Origin of the sequence: Pseudomonas mendocina (assembly GCF_900636545.1) — a bacterium.
GTDB lineage: Bacteria > Pseudomonadota > Gammaproteobacteria > Pseudomonadales > Pseudomonadaceae > Aquipseudomonas > Aquipseudomonas mendocina.
In genome coordinates this window covers 5,175,879-5,192,837 of sequence record NZ_LR134290.1, presented here as the reverse complement: position 1 = coordinate 5,192,837, position 16,959 = coordinate 5,175,879, and the positions used below count along the sequence as shown (strand labels likewise).

At 60.0% G+C, this 16,959-nt stretch carries 18 protein-coding genes; all 18 read left to right on the top strand.

The genetic code is table 11. The features are described from left to right. Positions 1-519: 519 nt before the first annotated feature. Entirely contained in the window at positions 520-654 is a 135-nt protein-coding gene (gene rpmH / locus EL191_RS24345; protein ID WP_003246698.1) for a 50S ribosomal protein L34, read from the top strand. Positions 655-667: 13 nt separating this feature from the next. Continuing rightward, the gene (gene rnpA, locus EL191_RS24340) at positions 668-1,072 is read left to right on the top strand and encodes a ribonuclease P protein component (protein ID WP_036994791.1); all 405 of its coding nucleotides are present in this window, start codon (positions 668-670) and stop codon (positions 1,070-1,072) included. Beyond that, a complete protein-coding gene (gene yidD, locus EL191_RS24335) occupies positions 1,065-1,310 on the top strand; it encodes a membrane protein insertion efficiency factor YidD (RefSeq protein ID WP_013717990.1) in 246 nt (81 codons plus the stop codon). Before rnpA ends, yidD begins: the two co-directional genes overlap by 8 nt. A gap of 2 nt (positions 1,311-1,312) precedes the next feature. Next, a complete protein-coding gene (yidC, locus tag EL191_RS24330; RefSeq protein WP_013717989.1) occupies positions 1,313-3,091 on the top strand; it encodes a membrane protein insertase YidC in 1,779 nt (592 codons plus the stop codon). Between the two features lie 141 nt (positions 3,092-3,232). Next, a complete protein-coding gene (gene mnmE / locus EL191_RS24325; RefSeq protein ID WP_017363542.1) occupies positions 3,233-4,600 on the top strand; it encodes a tRNA uridine-5-carboxymethylaminomethyl(34) synthesis GTPase MnmE in 1,368 nt (455 codons plus the stop codon). 759 nt (positions 4,601-5,359) lie between these two features. Then, positions 5,360-7,252: a tRNA uridine-5-carboxymethylaminomethyl(34) synthesis enzyme MnmG gene (gene mnmG, locus EL191_RS24320; protein WP_041975608.1), complete on the top strand. Its 1,893-nt coding sequence runs from the start codon at positions 5,360-5,362 to the stop codon at positions 7,250-7,252. Continuing rightward, on the top strand, positions 7,249-7,896 hold the full coding sequence (gene rsmG / locus EL191_RS24315; RefSeq protein ID WP_164722343.1) for a 16S rRNA (guanine(527)-N(7))-methyltransferase RsmG: 648 nt from the start codon (positions 7,249-7,251) through the stop codon (positions 7,894-7,896). Before mnmG ends, rsmG begins: the two co-directional genes overlap by 4 nt. 12 nt (positions 7,897-7,908) lie before the next feature. After that, positions 7,909-8,697, top strand: coding sequence for a ParA family protein (locus EL191_RS24310; RefSeq protein ID WP_013717985.1), 789 nt, complete (start codon positions 7,909-7,911; stop codon positions 8,695-8,697). Positions 8,698-8,708: 11 nt separating this feature from the next. Then, on the top strand, positions 8,709-9,578 hold the full coding sequence (locus EL191_RS24305) for a ParB/RepB/Spo0J family partition protein (RefSeq protein WP_041975604.1): 870 nt from the start codon (positions 8,709-8,711) through the stop codon (positions 9,576-9,578). Between the two features lie 159 nt (positions 9,579-9,737). Continuing rightward, a complete protein-coding gene (locus EL191_RS24300; protein WP_013717983.1) occupies positions 9,738-10,142 on the top strand; it encodes a F0F1 ATP synthase subunit I in 405 nt (134 codons plus the stop codon). Between the two features lie 17 nt (positions 10,143-10,159). After that, the gene (gene atpB / locus EL191_RS24295) at positions 10,160-11,026 is read left to right on the top strand and encodes a F0F1 ATP synthase subunit A (protein WP_013717982.1); all 867 of its coding nucleotides are present in this window, start codon (positions 10,160-10,162) and stop codon (positions 11,024-11,026) included. 152 nt (positions 11,027-11,178) lie between these two features. After that, on the top strand, positions 11,179-11,436 hold the full coding sequence (gene atpE, locus EL191_RS24290; protein ID WP_003097235.1) for a F0F1 ATP synthase subunit C: 258 nt from the start codon (positions 11,179-11,181) through the stop codon (positions 11,434-11,436). A 56-nt stretch (positions 11,437-11,492) separates the two neighbouring features. Then, positions 11,493-11,963 carry a F0F1 ATP synthase subunit B gene (locus EL191_RS24285; protein WP_041975585.1) on the top strand — a complete coding sequence of 157 codons (471 nt, stop codon included), beginning with the start codon at positions 11,493-11,495 and terminating at the stop codon, positions 11,961-11,963. A gap of 14 nt (positions 11,964-11,977) precedes the next feature. Then, positions 11,978-12,514, top strand: a complete 537-nt coding sequence (locus EL191_RS24280) for a F0F1 ATP synthase subunit delta (protein ID WP_013717980.1) — start codon at positions 11,978-11,980, stop codon at positions 12,512-12,514. A 21-nt stretch (positions 12,515-12,535) separates the two neighbouring features. Next, positions 12,536-14,080, top strand: a complete 1,545-nt coding sequence (gene atpA, locus EL191_RS24275) for a F0F1 ATP synthase subunit alpha (protein ID WP_013717979.1) — start codon at positions 12,536-12,538, stop codon at positions 14,078-14,080. A gap of 50 nt (positions 14,081-14,130) precedes the next feature. Then, positions 14,131-14,991, top strand: a complete 861-nt coding sequence (atpG, locus tag EL191_RS24270) for a F0F1 ATP synthase subunit gamma (RefSeq protein ID WP_013717978.1) — start codon at positions 14,131-14,133, stop codon at positions 14,989-14,991. Positions 14,992-15,021: 30 nt separating this feature from the next. Further along, positions 15,022-16,398 carry a F0F1 ATP synthase subunit beta gene (gene atpD / locus EL191_RS24265; RefSeq protein ID WP_013717977.1) on the top strand — a complete coding sequence of 459 codons (1,377 nt, stop codon included), beginning with the start codon at positions 15,022-15,024 and terminating at the stop codon, positions 16,396-16,398. 80 nt (positions 16,399-16,478) lie between these two features. Beyond that, the gene (locus tag EL191_RS24260; protein WP_013717976.1) at positions 16,479-16,904 is read left to right on the top strand and encodes a F0F1 ATP synthase subunit epsilon; all 426 of its coding nucleotides are present in this window, start codon (positions 16,479-16,481) and stop codon (positions 16,902-16,904) included. The last annotated feature ends 55 nt before the right edge of the window (positions 16,905-16,959 follow it).

Sequence of the window (16,959 nt, the reverse complement as noted above, 5' to 3'; positions counted from 1 at the left end):
TGACTATCCCCTATCCAGGCGGCGATCCGAAACAGTCGCCATTGTAACGGCCCCAGACCGAGTTATCCACACAACCTGAGCGAGATGGCCAAGTAAAATCAAAGCCTTAGTTTCATTCATCAGGCTTATCAGCCGCCAGTAAAAGCTTGTGGATAAGCACCCAATAAGCTTCTGCAAAACTCTGGGGATGAACATGCGGATAACCGGGCTGTGGGTAAAGCGGTATTCCATCCTCAGGTTGTGGCCAGGACACTCACAGCGCAAGCACGCCTTTTGGACAGGCTTATCCTTGGCGCTGGATCAATGAGTACGTAGCAATCAGAGGGTTGTCCACAACCCAAGCCAAGACTAATCAACATAAACATAGAAAAAGAGCTTTAAACCCTTTTCCTTCTTTCTATTTCTATCTGGCGAATAAGGTTGGTTGGAAATTGACCTACCGCGCGGCTTTCTCTAGAATTGCCGGTCTCTTTAAACCAGGGTCATTCCGACCCTAGTCGATCACCCAGGTAACGCACCATGAAACGCACTTTCCAACCCAGCACCATCAAGCGCGCTCGCACCCACGGTTTCCGTGCCCGCATGGCCACCAAGAACGGCCGTGCCGTCCTGTCGCGTCGTCGCGCCAAGGGCCGCAAGCGTCTGACTGTCTAATTCATCCAGACAGGTGGTGAGTCGAGGCTTCGGCCGGGAAAAGCGACTGCTGACTCCCCGGCAATTCAAGGCAGTCTTCGACTCCCCAAGCGGCAAAGCTCCGGGCAAAAGTGTCCTGCTGCTAGCGCGCGATAACCAGCTTGATCATCCCCGCCTAGGTCTGGTGATCGGCAAGAAGAGCGTCAAGCTCGCCGTCGAGCGCAACCGCATCAAGCGTCAAATCCGCGAGTCCTTCCGCCTCAATCAGGATAACCTGACAGGCTGGGATATCGTGGTGGTCGCCCGCAAAGGGCTAGGTGATCTGGAGAATGGCGAACTCGCTCAGCAGTTCGGCAAACTCTGGAAACGCTTGGCCCGAAGCCGGCCCAGTCGCGACGCAGACTTATCCCCCGGGACAAGCGACAATCCCCATGCGTAAAGCGGCTCTAGCCTGTATTCAGGTTTATCGCTACGCCATCAGTCCGCTGATGGCCAGTCACTGTCGCTTCTACCCCAGCTGCTCCTGCTATGCCTACGAAGCCATCGAGCAACATGGCTTCCTGCGTGGTGGCTGGCTGGCAGCTCGCCGTCTCGGTCGCTGCCATCCCTGGAATGCCGGCGGTTTCGATCCGGTTCCACCCGTAAAAACATCCCGTTCCCCTTCGATGGCCGAATAATCATGGATATCCAACGTTCGATCCTGATCGTCGCCCTGGCAGTCGTGTCCTACCTCATGGTCCTGCAATGGAACGAGGACTATGGCCAGGCTGCCCTGCCAGCCGAGGTTAGTACCTCGACCGCTGCGACGCCCGCCCTGCCCGACACACCTGCGGCAACCGCCAGCACCGGCAGCGACGACATTCCCACTGCCGTGGCCGAGCCTACCGCTGCAGCCGTTGCCCCCACCGCAGCTACCAGCGACGAGCTGATCCGCGTCAAAACCGATGTGCTCGAGCTGGCCATCGACCCGCGTGGTGGCGATATCGTGCAGCTGCGTCTGCCGCAGTACCCGCGCCGTCAGGACCGCCCGGACGTACCGTTCCAGCTGTTCGACAACGGCAACGAGCGTACCTACCTGGCACAAAGCGGACTGATCGGCCAGAACGCGCCGGACAAATCCAGCGGCCGTGCACTGTGGTCCAGCGAGAAACAAAGCTACGAAATGGCCGAAGGCCAGGACAGCCTGGTCGTCGACCTCACCTACAGCGAAAATGGCGTCAGCTACATCAAGCGCTACAGCTTCAAGCGCGGCCTCAACCCGGAGTGCTCGGCGCGTGAGCAAGAGCTGAAGAAGCCTGGCTGTATCGATCCCTCCGCCTACCAGGTCGACGTGCGCTACCTGATCGACAACCAGAGCGATCAGGCCTGGAGCGGCAACCTGTTCGCCCAGCTCAAGCGTGACAATAGCGGTGACCCTTCCTCGACCACCGCTACCGGCACTGCCACCTACCTGGGTGCTGCGGTATGGACTGCCGACGAGCCCTACAAGAAGATTTCCATCAAGGACATCGACAAGCAGGATGAGAAGCGCCGCCAGGGCGACGCCAACGCCTGGTTCAAGGAGAACGTGCAGGGCGGTTGGGTCGCCTGGCTGCAGCACTACTTCGTCACCGCCTGGGTGCCGAACAAGGACAACACCAACCTGATACAGACCCGCAAGGACAGCCAGGGCAACTACATCGTCGGCTTCACCGGCCCGTCCGTACAGGTCGCAGCCGGCGGCAAAGGCGAAACTGGCGCAATCCTCTACGCCGGTCCCAAGCTGCAGGAACACCTGAGCACCCTGTCCCCGGGCCTCGAACTGACGGTCGACTACGGCTTCCTGTGGTTCCTGGCACAGCCGATCTTCTGGCTGCTGCAAGTGATCCACGGCGTACTGGGCAACTGGGGTTGGTCGATCATCGTCCTGACCATCATCATCAAGCTGATCTTCTTTCCGCTCTCCGCGGCCAGCTACCGCTCGATGGCACGCATGCGTGCCGTGTCGCCGAAACTGCAGGCACTGAAAGAGCAGCATGGTGACGATCGCCAGAAGATGTCCCAGGCGATGATGGAGCTGTACAAGAAAGAGAAGATCAATCCGCTGGGCGGCTGTCTGCCGATCCTGGTGCAGATGCCGGTATTCCTCGCCCTGTACTGGGTGCTGCTGGAATCCGTGGAAATGCGTCAGGCACCCTGGCTGCTGTGGATCACCGACCTGTCGATCAAGGATCCGTTCTTCATCCTGCCGATCATCATGGGCGCGACCATGTTCATCCAGCAGCAGCTCAACCCGACGCCGCCGGACCCCATGCAGGCCCGCGTGCTGAAGCTGATGCCGATCATCTTCACCTTCTTCTTCCTGTGGTTCCCTGCAGGTCTGGTGCTGTACTGGGTGGTCAACAACTGCCTGTCCATCGCCCAGCAGTGGTACATTACCCGCCGGATCGAAGCGGCAGCGAAGCCGGCCAAGGCCTGATCCGCCAAGGCTTCCAAGCATCAAGCAAACGCCCCATGATTGGGGCGTTTTGCTATCCAGGCATCAGTCGCAAGAGCGAAGTTGTTTATCCACAACCTTCAGCCCTCGCTCCAGTCACCCGTATACACCGAGTAGAACGCCATGAATCACGCCCGAGATACCATCGCCGCCGTCGCCACCGCACAGGGCCGTGGCGGGGTGGGCATCGTGCGCGTGTCCGGCCCTCTGGCCGGCGATTTGGCTCAGGCCATCTGCAGGCGCGAGTTGAAACCGCGCTTCGCCCATCATGGACCATTCTTTGCGGAGCAGGACCAGACGCTGGACGAAGGCCTGGCCATCTATTTTCCCGGCCCGAACTCCTTCACCGGTGAAGATGTGCTGGAGCTACAGGGCCACGGCGGCCCAGTGGTGCTCGACCTGCTGCTGCGCCGTTGCCTGGAGCTTGGCGCGCGTTTGGCTCACCCCGGCGAGTTCAGTGAGCGGGCCTTTCTCAACGACAAGCTCGACCTGGCCCAGGCCGAGGCTATCGCCGACCTGATCGAAGCCAGTTCCGAGCAGGCCGCACGCAATGCGCTGCGCTCGCTGCAGGGGGAATTCTCCAAGCGCGTGCATGCGCTGACCGAATCGCTGATCCAGTTGCGTATCTATGTCGAAGCCGCCATCGACTTCCCGGAAGAAGAAATCGACTTTCTCGCCGATGGCCATGTGCTGAGCCAGCTCGACAGCGTGCGCGCCGACTTATCCACAGTGTTGCGCGAAGCCGGCCAGGGCGCCCTGCTGCGTGACGGCATGACCGTGGTCATCGCCGGCCGGCCCAATGCTGGCAAGTCCAGCTTGCTCAACGCCCTGGCCGGGCGCGAAGCGGCCATCGTCACCGATATCGCCGGCACCACCCGCGACGTGCTGCGCGAACATATCCACATCGATGGAATGCCGTTGCATGTGGTCGACACCGCCGGCCTGCGCGACACCGACGACCACGTGGAGCGAATTGGTGTCGAGCGCGCGCTCAAAGCCATCAGCGAAGCGGATCGCGTGCTGCTGGTAGTGGACTCCACCGCACCGGAAGCCGCCGATCCCTTCGCCCTCTGGCCGGAATTCCTCGAACAGCGCCCGGATCCGGCGCGAGTCACCCTGATCCGCAACAAGGCTGACCTGTCCGGTGAAGCGGTCGGGCTGCAAACCAGCGCCGATGGCCACGTCACCCTCAGCCTGTCGGCCAAATCCGCAGAAGGCCTGGAACTGCTGCGCGAACACCTGAAAGCCTGCATGGGTTATCAACAGACCGCCGAAAGCGGCTTCAGCGCCCGCCGCCGCCACCTGGAAGCGTTGCACCAGGCCGAGCAATACCTTCAGCATGGCCGCAACCAGCTCACCCTGATGGGCGCTGGCGAACTGCTGGCCGAGGATCTGCGCATGGCGCAACAAGCCCTCGGCGAGATCACCGGCGCCTTCAGTAGCGACGACCTGCTGGGACGAATCTTCTCCAGCTTCTGTATCGGTAAGTGATCCACTCACTGGGTCCACACGCGGCACTCCTGTAGTCCGGCATCGCAACGATACCGGTCGCGCTGTGTTATCCACAGCGCGTGACCTTGTCGCGGTGGCGCCCAGCGGCTCCCTCACAAGGTCACGGTGCTACACGTCCCGGATTGCTACGAACACGCACAGATGGCTGTGGGAGGCGCTTTAGCGGCGAGCTCTATTCGCATACAGCGAACCCTCGAACTGTGCCAGGCCGCCATCACGGCTGAAGCCGCTCCTACAGCAATACTGCACTGACCCAAGCGAACGCTATTTTCCGCGCTTTTGAGTTATTCAGGCGTAAATAAACCCTGTGGAAAACCGCCCATAAACCCTGCCTATAACCCTATGACAAAGCTGGGCGTAACCACGGCTGTGGGTAACCAGCACTTACATCCACAGTGGTTCAGCAGCTTTCTCAGCGGAACCCAGCAGGAACGGCACAGCCTTATCATTCTCTGTACATCAGACAGGACGTGACCTATAGCGTGTTATCCACAGAAACGCCTAGCTCTATACATAAACATAAAGAACAAGCTTTATAAAAATTCTCTCTTTCTATTCTTTATAAGCCTGAGCGTATTTCTCATGGGTAAGAGAGTGATCAGGTAAAGAGGTCGATGAGGCAGGGCAGTGCCATTAGATTGGCTATTTTTTGTGCAGAAGGCTTCATTCAGGAGGCTGAAGTCCCTATACTTGCCGCCTTTCTTTCAGACCCCCTTCTCAACAGGCACGAGGTGCGTGGTGGATTTCCCTTCCCGTTTTGACGTGATCGTGATCGGCGGCGGTCATGCCGGTACCGAGGCAGCTTTGGCTGCCGCACGCATGGGCGTGAAGACCCTGCTGCTCACCCATAATGTCGAGACCCTCGGTCAGATGAGCTGCAATCCGGCTATCGGCGGGATTGGCAAGAGCCATCTGGTCAAGGAAATCGATGCCCTCGGTGGCGCCATGGCCACCGCTACCGACAAGGGCGGTATCCAGTTCCGTATTCTCAATAGCCGCAAAGGCCCAGCCGTTCGCGCCACCCGTGCGCAGGCTGACCGTGTGCTGTACAAGGCAGCAGTACGCGAGATTCTGGAAAACCAGGCCAACCTGTGGATTTTTCAACAGGCAGCCGATGACCTAATTGTGGAAAACGCTGAGGTCAAGGGCGTCGTCACCCAGATGGGGCTCAGGTTCCATGCGGATTCCGTGGTGTTGACCACAGGCACGTTCCTCGGTGGACTTATCCACATCGGGATGCAGAACTACTCCGGCGGCCGTGCCGGTGACCCACCTTCCATCGCTCTGGCCCATCGCCTGCGTGAGCTGCCGCTGCGTGTCGGCCGCCTGAAGACCGGTACGCCGCCGCGTATCGACGGCCGCTCCGTGGATTTCTCGGTGATGACCGAGCAACCGGGCGACACGCCGACTCCGCTGATGTCCTTCCTCGGTAAGCGTGAGCACCAGCCGAAGCAGATCAGTTGCTGGATCACTCATACCAACGCCCGCACCCACGAGATCATTGCGGCGAACCTCGACCGTTCGCCGATGTACTCGGGCGTGATCGAAGGAGTCGGCCCACGGTATTGCCCGTCGATCGAAGACAAGATCCACCGCTTTGCCGACAAGGACAGCCACCAGGTGTTCATCGAGCCGGAAGGTCTGACGACGCACGAGCTATACCCCAACGGCATCTCCACCTCGCTGCCGTTCGACGTTCAGCTGCAGGTGGTGCGCAGCATCCGTGGCATGGAAAACGCACACATCATGCGCCCGGGCTATGCCATCGAGTACGACTACTTCGACCCGCGCGATCTCAAGTACAGCCTGGAAACCAAGGTCATCGGTGGCCTGTTCTTCGCCGGCCAGATCAACGGCACCACCGGTTACGAGGAGGCCGGTGCGCAAGGCCTACTCGCCGGTTGCAACGCCGCTCTACGTGCGCAGGGCAAAGAGGCCTGGTGCCCGCGTCGTGACGAAGCCTACATCGGCGTGTTGGTTGACGACCTGATCACCCTGGGTACCCAGGAGCCTTACCGCATGTTCACCTCGCGCGCCGAGTACCGGTTGATTCTGCGCGAGGACAACGCTGACCTGCGCCTGACCGAGAAAGGCCGCGAGCTGGGCCTGGTGGATGACGAGCGCTGGGCGGCATTCGAAGCCAAGCGTGAAGGCATCGCGAAGGAAGAACAGCGCCTGAAGAGCACCTGGGTGCGCCCGGGGACGCCACAAGGCGATGCCATCGCCGCACGTTTCGGTACGCCGCTGACCCACGAGTACAACCTGCTCAATCTGTTGGCACGCCCGGAGATCGATTACGCCACCTTGGTCGAACTGACCGAGGCGCCGGTTGTGGATAACCAGGTGGCCGAGCAGGTCGAGATCAAGACCAAGTACGCCGGCTACATCGACCGCCAGCAGGACGAGATCGCCAAGCTGCGGGCCAGCGAGGACACAAAGCTGCCGGAAGACCTGGACTACAGCGCCATTTCCGGACTGTCCAAGGAAATCCAGTTCAAGCTGGGCAATACCCGCCCCGCCACGCTCGGCCAGGCCGGGCGAATCCCCGGCGTCACGCCGGCGGCGATTTCCCTGTTGCTGATTCATCTGAAAAAGCGCAGCGCCGGACAGAAGCTGGAGCAGAGCGCCTGATGTCGGTCACTCAGCGTCACGCCGAAGAACTGCTGCAGGGTGCCCGCGAACTCGGTATCGAGCTCAGCGCCCAACAGCAGGAACAACTGCTCGCCTACCTGGGCCTGCTGATCAAGTGGAACAAGGCCTACAACCTCACCGCCGTGCGCGACCCCGACGAGATGGTCTCGCGCCATCTGCTCGACAGCCTGTCGGTGGTGCCGTTCGTGGGTGAGCGTGGGGACAACTGGCTGGATGTCGGCAGTGGCGGCGGCATGCCCGGCGTGCCGTTGGCGATCATGTTCCCCGAGCGGCGTTTCACCCTGCTCGACTCCAATGGCAAGAAGACCCGCTTTCTCGTTCAGGTGAAGCTGGAGCTGAAACTCGCCAACCTTGAGGTTGTCCACAACCGGGTTGAAGCGTACCGACCGGAGCAGCCGTTCGATGGCATCAGTTCGCGGGCTTTCAGCAGTCTCGAAGACTTCAGCAACTGGACACGCCACCTGGGCAATGCCGACACCCAGTGGCTGGCGATGAAGGGTGTGCACCCGGATGACGAGCTGCAGGCGCTGCCGGCGGACTTCCGTCTCAGTGCCACCCATGTGCTGCGGGTTCCCGGTTGCCAAGGCCAGCGCCATCTGTTGATACTGCGTCGCTCGGTCTAAGGGGGAAGGAAGATGGCCAAGGTATTCGCGATCGCCAATCAGAAAGGCGGCGTGGGCAAGACCACGACGTGCATCAACCTGGCCGCTTCACTGGTGGCGACCAAGCGCCGCGTGTTGCTGATCGACCTCGACCCGCAGGGCAACGCGACCATGGGCAGCGGCGTCGACAAGCACGGCCTCGAGCACTCGATCTACGACGTGCTGATCGGCGAGTGCGACCTGAGCCAGGCCATGCAGTTCTCCGAGCACGGTGGTTATCAGCTGCTGCCGGCCAACCGTGACCTGACGGCCGCCGAAGTCGCGCTGCTGGAAATGAAGATGAAGGAGAGCCGCCTGCGTTACGCTCTGGCGCCTATCCGCGAGAACTACGACTACATCCTCATCGATTGCCCGCCGTCGCTGAACATGCTGACCATCAACGCCCTGGTCGCTGCCGACGGCGTGATCATCCCCATGCAGTGCGAGTACTACGCGCTCGAGGGCTTGAGCGACCTGGTCAACAGCATCCAGCGCATCGGCCAGTTGCTCAATCCTAAGCTGCAGATCGAAGGTCTGCTGCGTACCATGTACGACCCGCGCATCAGCCTGACCAACGATGTCAGCGCCCAGCTCAAGCAGCACTTCGGCGACAAGCTGTATGACGCCGTGATCCCGCGCAACGTGCGCCTGGCCGAGGCGCCGAGTTTCGGTATGCCGGCGCTGGTCTACGACAAACAATCCCGTGGTGCCATCGCCTACCTGGCCCTGGCCGGCGAGCTGGTGCGCCGCCAGCGCGCCGCCGCGAAAACCGCTACCGCTTAAGGAACATCCGCATGGCTGCGAAGAAACGAGGTCTGGGCCGCGGCCTGGACGCCCTGCTCGGTGGCAACACCGTCAGCGCACTGCAGGAAGAGGCCGCCCAGGTCGACACCCGCGAACTGCAATACGTGCCGCTGGAGCTGATCCAGCGTGGCAAGTACCAGCCGCGTCGTGACATGGACCAGACCGCCCTAGAAGAACTCGCCGCTTCGATCCGTGCCCAGGGCGTGATGCAACCCATCGTGCTGCGTCCCATCGGCAACGGCCGTTTCGAGATCGTTGCCGGTGAACGGCGCTGGCGTGCCAGCCAACTGGCCGGCCAGGACAAGATCCCGGCCATGGTTCGCGAGCTGCCGGATGAAGCCGCTATCGCCATGGCGCTGATCGAGAATATCCAACGCGAGGACCTCAACCCGATCGAGGAAGCCGTGGCCCTGCAGCGCCTGCAGCAGGAATTCGAACTGACCCAGCAGCAGGTCGCCGATGCCGTTGGCAAATCTCGCGTCACCATCACCAACCTGCTGCGCCTGATCGCCCTGCCCGAGGAGATCAAGACGCTGCTCGCCCATGGTGATCTGGAAATGGGTCATGCCCGCGCATTGCTCGGTTTGCCCCTCGAACAGCAGGTTGAAGCTGCGCGACACGTTGTCGCACGTGGCCTCACGGTTCGTCAGACCGAGGCCCTGGTTCGCCAGTGGCTCTCCGCCAAACCGACTCCTGTCAAAGCCAAGACCGATCCTGACATCAGCCGCCTGGAACAGCGCCTGGCAGAGCGTCTGGGCTCGCCGGTGCAGATAAAACACGGTGCCAAGGGCAAAGGCCAACTGGTCATTCGCTACAACTCCCTCGACGAATTGCAGGGCGTGCTCGCCCATATCCGCTGAAACAATTCGGCACATCTGGCCGTGTAGCGCATGGTCGGAAAACACTACCTGGCAGTTGAATGGGGGGCATACGCCCCCTATACTCTGCGCGCAATTTTGTTGGCACTTTTTATGCCAATTCATTGAGTTAAAGCGGTCGATAGTCGAGGACATCAGTTGATGGAACGCCGCATGCCAAAGCGCCTGCCCTTCCATCGTCTACCGGTTTTTCCGGTTCTGGTGGCCCAACTCATCGTCCTGCTGCTAGCCGCTGCGGTGGGCTGGCAATGGCGCGGTAGCGTCGCAGGATATTCGGCTTTGTTGGGCGGCCTGATCGCCTGGTTGCCGAATCTGTATTTCGCCCACAAGGCGTTCCGATTCAGTGGAGCGCGGGCTGCTAGGGAAATCGTCCGTTCTTTTTATGCGGGCGAGGCAGGAAAACTGATTTTGACGTTCGTGCTGTTTGCACTAGCGTTTGCGGGTGTGAAACCGCTGGAGGCACCGATGCTGTTCGGTGTCTACCTGCTGACCCTGATGGTCAGCTGGTTCGCTCCGCTGCTAATAACTAAATTTTCAAGACCTTAAAGCGTTCGGGGCAAATAATGGCAGCAGATACCGCTTCGGGTTACATCCAGCACCACCTGACGAACCTGACCTATGGTCAGCATCCGGTGAATGGTTGGAGTTTCGCCCACACCGCACAGGAAGCCAAAGAAATGGGCTTCTGGGCCTTCCACGTAGACACCCTGGCGGTGTCGGTGGTTCTCGGCCTGATCTTCATTCTTCTGTTCCGTCTGGCGGCGCGCAAAGCGACGTCCGACCAGCCTGGCGGTTTGCAGAATTTCGTCGAAGTGCTGGTCGAGTTCGTCGACGGCAGCGTCAAGGACACCTTCCACGGTCGTAACCCGCTGATCGCGCCGTTGGCCCTGACCATCTTCGTCTGGGTCTTCCTGATGAACTTCATGGATCTGATCCCGGTTGACTGGCTGCCGATGCTGGCTGCCACCATCGCTGGCGACCCGCACCTGTACTTCCGCGTGGTACCGACCACCGATCCGAACGCCACCCTGGGCCTGGCCCTGTCCGTCTTCGCCCTGATCCTGTTCTACAGCGTCAAGGTCAAAGGCATCGGCGGTTTCCTCGGCGAGCTGACCATGCATCCGTTCAGCAGCAAGAACATGGCCGTGCAGATCGTTCTGATCCCGGTCAACTTCCTGCTCGAGTTCGTCACTCTGATCGCCAAGCCGGTTTCCCTGGCGCTGCGACTGTTCGGCAACCTGTATGCCGGCGAGCTGATCTTCATCCTGATCGCCATCATGTTCAGCGGCGGCATGCTGCTGGGCTCGCTGGGTGGTGTGCTGCAGCTGGCCTGGGCCATCTTCCACATCCTGATCATCGTGCTGCAGGCATTCATCTTCATGATGCTGACCATCGTCTACCTGTCGATGGCGCACGAAGACAGCCACTAAGGCTGTCAGTGAGGTTCCTCGGCACCGCTCAGGCGGTGCCGGCCAGGACAAGCCCTTACTGCCTGCGGGCATGAGGGATGCTGTAACCAAACGATTTCGCTTTACCGCTTCAACAAAAACCTAACCAATACGACTGTAAGTCGGGAGGAAAAATGGAAACTGTAGTTGGTTTGACCGCTATCGCCGTTGCACTGCTGATCGGCCTGGGTGCCCTGGGTACCGCCATTGGTTTCGGTCTGCTGGGTGGCAAGTTCCTGGAAGGCGCTGCGCGTCAGCCGGAAATGGTTCCGATGCTGCAAGTCAAAATGTTCATCGTCGCCGGTCTGCTCGACGCCGTGACCATGATCGGTGTTGGTATCGCACTGTTCTTCACCTTCGCGAACCCCTTCGTTGGTCAAATCGCAGGCTAATTCACTCGTTTTCGAGTGAATTGGTGTGACGGACAACGAACGAGCGAGGTGTTGGCGTGAACATTAATGCAACCCTGATAGGCCAGTCCGTTGCCTTCTTCATCTTCGTGCTGTTCTGCATGAAGTTCGTATGGCCTCCGGTCATTACGGCTTTGCAGGAACGTCAGAAGAAGATCGCAGACGGCTTGGACGCTGCCAACCGCGCGGCTCGTGACCTGGAGCTGGCCCACGAGAAAGTGGCCCAGCAACTGCGCGAAGCCAAAGGGCAGGCTGCCGAAATCATCGAGCAAGCCAATAAGCGTGCTGCTCAGATCGTCGACGAAGCCCGTGATCAGGCCCGTGTCGAAGCTGACCGCGTGAAGGCTCAGGCTCAGGCCGAGATCGAACAGGAAATCAACGGCATCAAAGACACCCTGCGCGCCCAAGTGGGTAGCCTGGCAGTCAGCGGTGCGGAGAAGATCCTGGGCGCATCCATCGACCAAAACGCGCATGCGGAGCTGGTTAACAAACTGGCAGCCGAAATTTAAGCGAGGGCGCGATCATGGCAGAACTGACCACGCTGGCCCGACCTTACGCTAAGGCTGCCTTCGAGCACGCCCAGGCCCACCAGCAACTGGCCAATTGGTCAGCCATGCTCGGCCTGGCTGCGGCGGTGTCGCTCGACGACACCATGCAGCGCGTGCTCAAGGCCCCGCGTCTGACGAGTACAGAAAAGGCCACCACCTTCAACGAGGTGTGTGGTGACAAGTTCGACGCCCAGGCACAGAACTTCATCCGCGTTATCGCCGAGAACGACCGTCTGGCCCTGTTGCCGGATATCTTCGCCCTGTTCGAGCTGTACAAGGCCGAGCAAGAGAAGTCGATCGACGTGGATGTCACCAGTGCCTTCGCATTGAGCGATGAACAGCAAGACAAACTCGCCAAGGTTCTCAGTGCACGGCTCGGCCGAGAAGTGCGTCTGCACGCCGCGGAAGATGCCACCCTGATCGGTGGTGTACTGATCCGCGCCGGCGACCTGGTAATCGATGGCTCTGTTCGCGGCAAGCTCGCGAAACTAGCCGAAGCATTGAAATCTTGAGTTTGAAGGGGCAGCAGAGCTATGCAGCAACTCAATCCTTCCGAAATTAGTGAAATCATCAAGGGGCGCATCGAGAAACTCGACGTCGCCTCCCAAGCCCGCAACGAAGGCACCATCGTCTCCGTTTCCGACGGCATCGTGCGCATCTACGGTCTGGCCGACGTCATGTACGGCGAAATGATCGAGTTCCCGGACGGCGTCTACGGTATGGCGCTGAACCTGGAGCAAGACTCCGTTGGTGCTGTAGTGCTGGGTGCTTACACCAGCCTTGCAGAAGGCATGAGTGCCAAGTGCACCGGCCGCATCCTGGAAGTCCCGGTTGGTCCGGAACTGCTGGGTCGCGTGGTCGATGCCCTGGGTAACCCGATCGACGGCAAAGGCCCGATCAACGCGCAGGCTACTGACGCCGTTGAGAAGGTTGCGCCGGGCGTGATCTGGCGTAAGTCGGTCGACCAGCCGGTTCAGACCGGTTACAAGTCGGTCGATGCCATGATCCCGGTAGGCCGTGGCCAGCGTGAGCTGATCATCGGTGACCGTCAGATCGGTAAGACTGCTCTGGCCGTCGACGCCATCATCAACCAGAAGAACAGCGGCATTAAGTGCGTGTACGTGGCTATCGGTCAGAAGCAATCGACCATCGCCAACGTCGTGCGCAAGCTGGAAGAAACCGGCGCGCTGGCCAACACCATCGTGGTCGCCGCTTCCGCTTCCGAATCCGCTGCACTGCAGTTCCTGGCTCCGTACGCCGGTTGCACCATGGGCGAATACTTCCGTGACCGCGGTGAAGACGCCCTGATCGTGTACGACGACCTGTCCAAGCAGGCCGTGGCTTACCGTCAGATCTCCCTGCTGCTGCGCCGTCCGCCAGGCCGTGAAGCCTACCCGGGCGACGTGTTCTATCTCCACAGCCGCCTGCTGGAGCGCGCTTCCCGCGTTTCCGAAGAGTATGTCGAGAAGTTCACCAATGGCGCCGTGACTGGCAAGACCGGTTCCCTGACCGCTCTGCCGATCATCGAAACCCAGGCTGGCGACGTTTCCGCGTTCGTTCCGACCAACGTGATCTCCATCACCGACGGTCAGATCTTCCTGGAATCGGCCATGTTCAACTCGGGCATCCGTCCGGCCGTCAACGCCGGTATCTCGGTATCCCGCGTGGGTGGTGCAGCCCAGACCAAGATCATCAAGAAGCTCTCCGGTGGTATCCGTACCGCTCTGGCTCAGTACCGTGAACTGGCGGCCTTCGCCCAGTTCGCTTCTGACCTGGACGAAGCCACCCGCAAGCAGCTCGAGCACGGTCAACGTGTTACCGAACTGATGAAGCAGAAGCAGTACGCGCCCATGTCGATCGCCGACATGTCCGTGTCCCTGTACGCTGCCGAGCGCGGCTTCCTGACCGACGTGGAAGTGAACAAAGTTGGCGCCTTCGAAGCAGCCCTGCTGGGCTACTTCAACCGTGAGCTGGCCGATCTGATGGCCAAGATCAACGTGAAAGGTGACTTCAACGACGAAATCGACGCGGGCATCAAAGCCGGTATCGAGAAGTTCAAAGCCACCCAAACCTGGTAAGCCGCAGCGGGCGTCGCAAGACGCCCGCCTGCTAACCCGATAGGTGTGAAATGGCAGGCGCAAAAGAGATTCGCAGCAAGATTGCGAGCATCAAAAGCACGCAGAAGATCACCAGCGCCATGGAAAAAGTGGCGGTCAGCAAAATGCGCAAGGCTCAACAGCGCATGGCAGCTAGCCGTCCCTACGCGGAGCGTATCCGCCAGGTGATTGGTCATCTGGCCAACGCCAACCCGGAGTACCGCCATCCCTTCATGATCGAGCGCCCTGTGAAGCGTGCCGGTTATGTGGTGGTGAGCAGTGACCGTGGTCTGTGCGGTGGCTTGAACACCAACTTGTTCAAGGCCCTGGTCAAGGACATGGCGAAAGATCGCGAGCAAGGCGTGGAGATCGATCTCTGCGTGATTGGCTCCAAAGGTGCGGCATTCTTCCGCAACTTTGGTGGCAATGTCGTCGCTGCGATCAGCCACCTCGGTGAAGAGCCGTCGATCAACGACCTGATCGGTAGTGTCAAGGTCATGCTCGACGCTTACCTCGAGGGACGTATCGACCGTCTGTCCGTGGTCTCGAACAAGTTCATCAATACCATGACGCAGAAGCCTACAGTGGAGCAGTTGGTTCCGCTGGTGGCCGATCCGGATCAAGACCTCAAGCATCACTGGGACTATCTGTACGAGCCCGATGCCAAGGAACTGCTCGATGGCCTGATGGTTCGTTACGTCGAATCGCAGGTGTACCAGGCAGTGGTCGAGAACAGTGCGGCCGAGCAGGCTGCGCGGATGATCGCGATGAAGAACGCCACCGATAACGCTGGCCAGCTCATCAAAGACCTGCAGCTGATTTACAACAAGGCGCGTCAGGCAGCGATCACCCAAGAGATTTCGGAAATCGTCGGCGGCGCTGCCGCGGTTTAAGAACGGTTCAAATATTCTGAGGAACCAAAGATGAGTAGCGGACGTATCGTTCAAATCATCGGCGCCGTTATCGACGTGGAATTCCCGCGTGATCAGGTGCCAGCCGTATACGAGGCGCTGAAAGTAGTCGGCGCTGAAACCACCCTGGAAGTTCAGCAGCAGCTGGGCGACGGTGTGGTACGTACCATTGCGATGGGTTCGACCGAAGGCCTCAAGCGCGGTCTGGACATCACTCGCACCAACAAGGCCATCTCGGTACCGGTCGGTAAAGCGACCCTGGGCCGTATCATGGACGTGCTGGGCAACCCGATCGACGAAGCCGGCCCCATCGGTGAAGAAGAGCAGTGGGAAATCCACCGCGCTGCACCGAGCTATGCCGAGCAAGCCGGCGGTAACGACCTGCTGGAAACCGGTATCAAGGTAATCGACCTGGTCTGCCCGTTCGCCAAGGGCGGTAAGGTCGGTCTGTTCGGTGGCGCCGGTGTCGGCAAGACCGTGAACATGATGGAACTGATCCGTAACATCGCCATCGAGCACAGCGGTTATTCCGTGTTCGCCGGTGTGGGTGAGCGTACTCGTGAGGGTAACGACTTCTACCACGAGATGAAGGATTCCAACGTTCTCGACAAGGTAGCCCTGGTCTACGGCCAGATGAACGAGCCGCCAGGCAACCGTCTGCGCGTAGCACTGACCGGCCTGACCATGGCCGAGAAGTTCCGTGACGAAGGTCGTGACGTTCTGCTGTTCGTCGACAACATCTACCGTTACACCCTGGCCGGTACCGAAGTATCCGCACTGCTCGGCCGTATGCCGTCGGCAGTAGGTTACCAGCCTACCCTGGCCGAGGAGATGGGCGTTCTGCAGGAGCGTATTACCTCCACCAAGAAAGGCTCCATTACTTCGATCCAGGCCGTATACGTACCTGCGGACGACCTGACCGACCCGAGCCCGGCGACCACCTTCGCCCACTTGGACGCCACCGTCGTACTGAGCCGTGACATCGCTTCCCTGGGTATCTACCCGGCCGTTGACCCGCTGGACTCCACCAGCCGTCAGCTGGATCCGAACGTCATTGGCACCGAACACTACGAGACCGCTCGTGGCGTTCAGTACGTGCTGCAGCGTTACAAGGAACTGAAGGACATCATCGCTATCCTGGGTATGGACGAGCTGTCCGAAGCGGACAAGCAGCTGGTATCTCGCGCTCGTAAGATCCAGCGCTTCCTGTCCCAGCCGTTCTTCGTGGCCGAAGTCTTCACCGGCTCGCCAGGCAAGTACGTTTCCCTGAAGGACACCATCGCTGGCTTCAGCGGCATCCTCAAGGGCGACTACGACCACCTGCCGGAGCAGGCTTTCTACATGGTTGGCGGCATCGACGAAGCCATCGAGAAAGCGAAGAAACTGTAATCACCCATGCGCCTGGCAACGGGCGCATCAGGTTTGTGGATAACTGCGGTTGTCCACAGCCTGCAACCTGAGGCAAGCGTATGGCTATGACAGTCCATTGCGATATCGTCAGCGCGGAAGCGGAGATCTTCTCCGGCCTGGTAGAGATGGTGATTGCGCACGGCAACCTGGGTGATCTGGGTATCGCTCCGGGCCACGCACCGCTGATCACTGACCTGAAACCGGGTCCGATCCGCCTGATCAAGCAGGGTGGCGAAGACGAGGTGTTCTACATCTCCGGTGGTTTCCTCGAAGTGCAGCCGAACATGGTCAAGGTTCTCGCCGACACTGTGCAACGTGCCAGCGACATCGACGAAGCCGCTGCTCAGGAGGCCCTCAAGGCCGCCGAGAAAGCGCTGAGCGAGCAGGGTTCTGAGTTCAACTACAGTTCCGCCGCCGCTCACCTGGCCGAAGTCGCAGCCCAGCTGCGTACCGTCCAGCAACTGCGCAAGAAGTTCGGCGGCTAAGGCAGCCTGCTTCAACCGTGGTTCGAGAAAGGGTAGCCTTGGCTACCCTTTTTCT

Coding starts and splice junctions, on each gene's coding strand:
- rpmH (WP_003246698.1), top strand. CDS start 520: ATGAAACGCACTTTCCAACCCAGCACCATCAAGCGCGCTCGCACCCAC.
- yidD (WP_013717990.1), top strand. CDS start 1,065: ATGCGTAAAGCGGCTCTAGCCTGTATTCAGGTTTATCGCTACGCCATC.
- yidC (WP_013717989.1), top strand. CDS start 1,313: ATGGATATCCAACGTTCGATCCTGATCGTCGCCCTGGCAGTCGTGTCC.
- mnmE (WP_017363542.1), top strand. CDS start 3,233: ATGAATCACGCCCGAGATACCATCGCCGCCGTCGCCACCGCACAGGGC.
- EL191_RS24310 (WP_013717985.1), top strand. CDS start 7,909: ATGGCCAAGGTATTCGCGATCGCCAATCAGAAAGGCGGCGTGGGCAAG.
- EL191_RS24305 (WP_041975604.1), top strand. CDS start 8,709: ATGGCTGCGAAGAAACGAGGTCTGGGCCGCGGCCTGGACGCCCTGCTC.
- EL191_RS24300 (WP_013717983.1), top strand. CDS start 9,738: ATGGAACGCCGCATGCCAAAGCGCCTGCCCTTCCATCGTCTACCGGTT.
- atpB (WP_013717982.1), top strand. CDS start 10,160: ATGGCAGCAGATACCGCTTCGGGTTACATCCAGCACCACCTGACGAAC.
- atpE (WP_003097235.1), top strand. CDS start 11,179: ATGGAAACTGTAGTTGGTTTGACCGCTATCGCCGTTGCACTGCTGATC.
- EL191_RS24280 (WP_013717980.1), top strand. CDS start 11,978: ATGGCAGAACTGACCACGCTGGCCCGACCTTACGCTAAGGCTGCCTTC.
- atpA (WP_013717979.1), top strand. CDS start 12,536: ATGCAGCAACTCAATCCTTCCGAAATTAGTGAAATCATCAAGGGGCGC.
- atpG (WP_013717978.1), top strand. CDS start 14,131: ATGGCAGGCGCAAAAGAGATTCGCAGCAAGATTGCGAGCATCAAAAGC.
- atpD (WP_013717977.1), top strand. CDS start 15,022: ATGAGTAGCGGACGTATCGTTCAAATCATCGGCGCCGTTATCGACGTG.
- EL191_RS24260 (WP_013717976.1), top strand. CDS start 16,479: ATGGCTATGACAGTCCATTGCGATATCGTCAGCGCGGAAGCGGAGATC.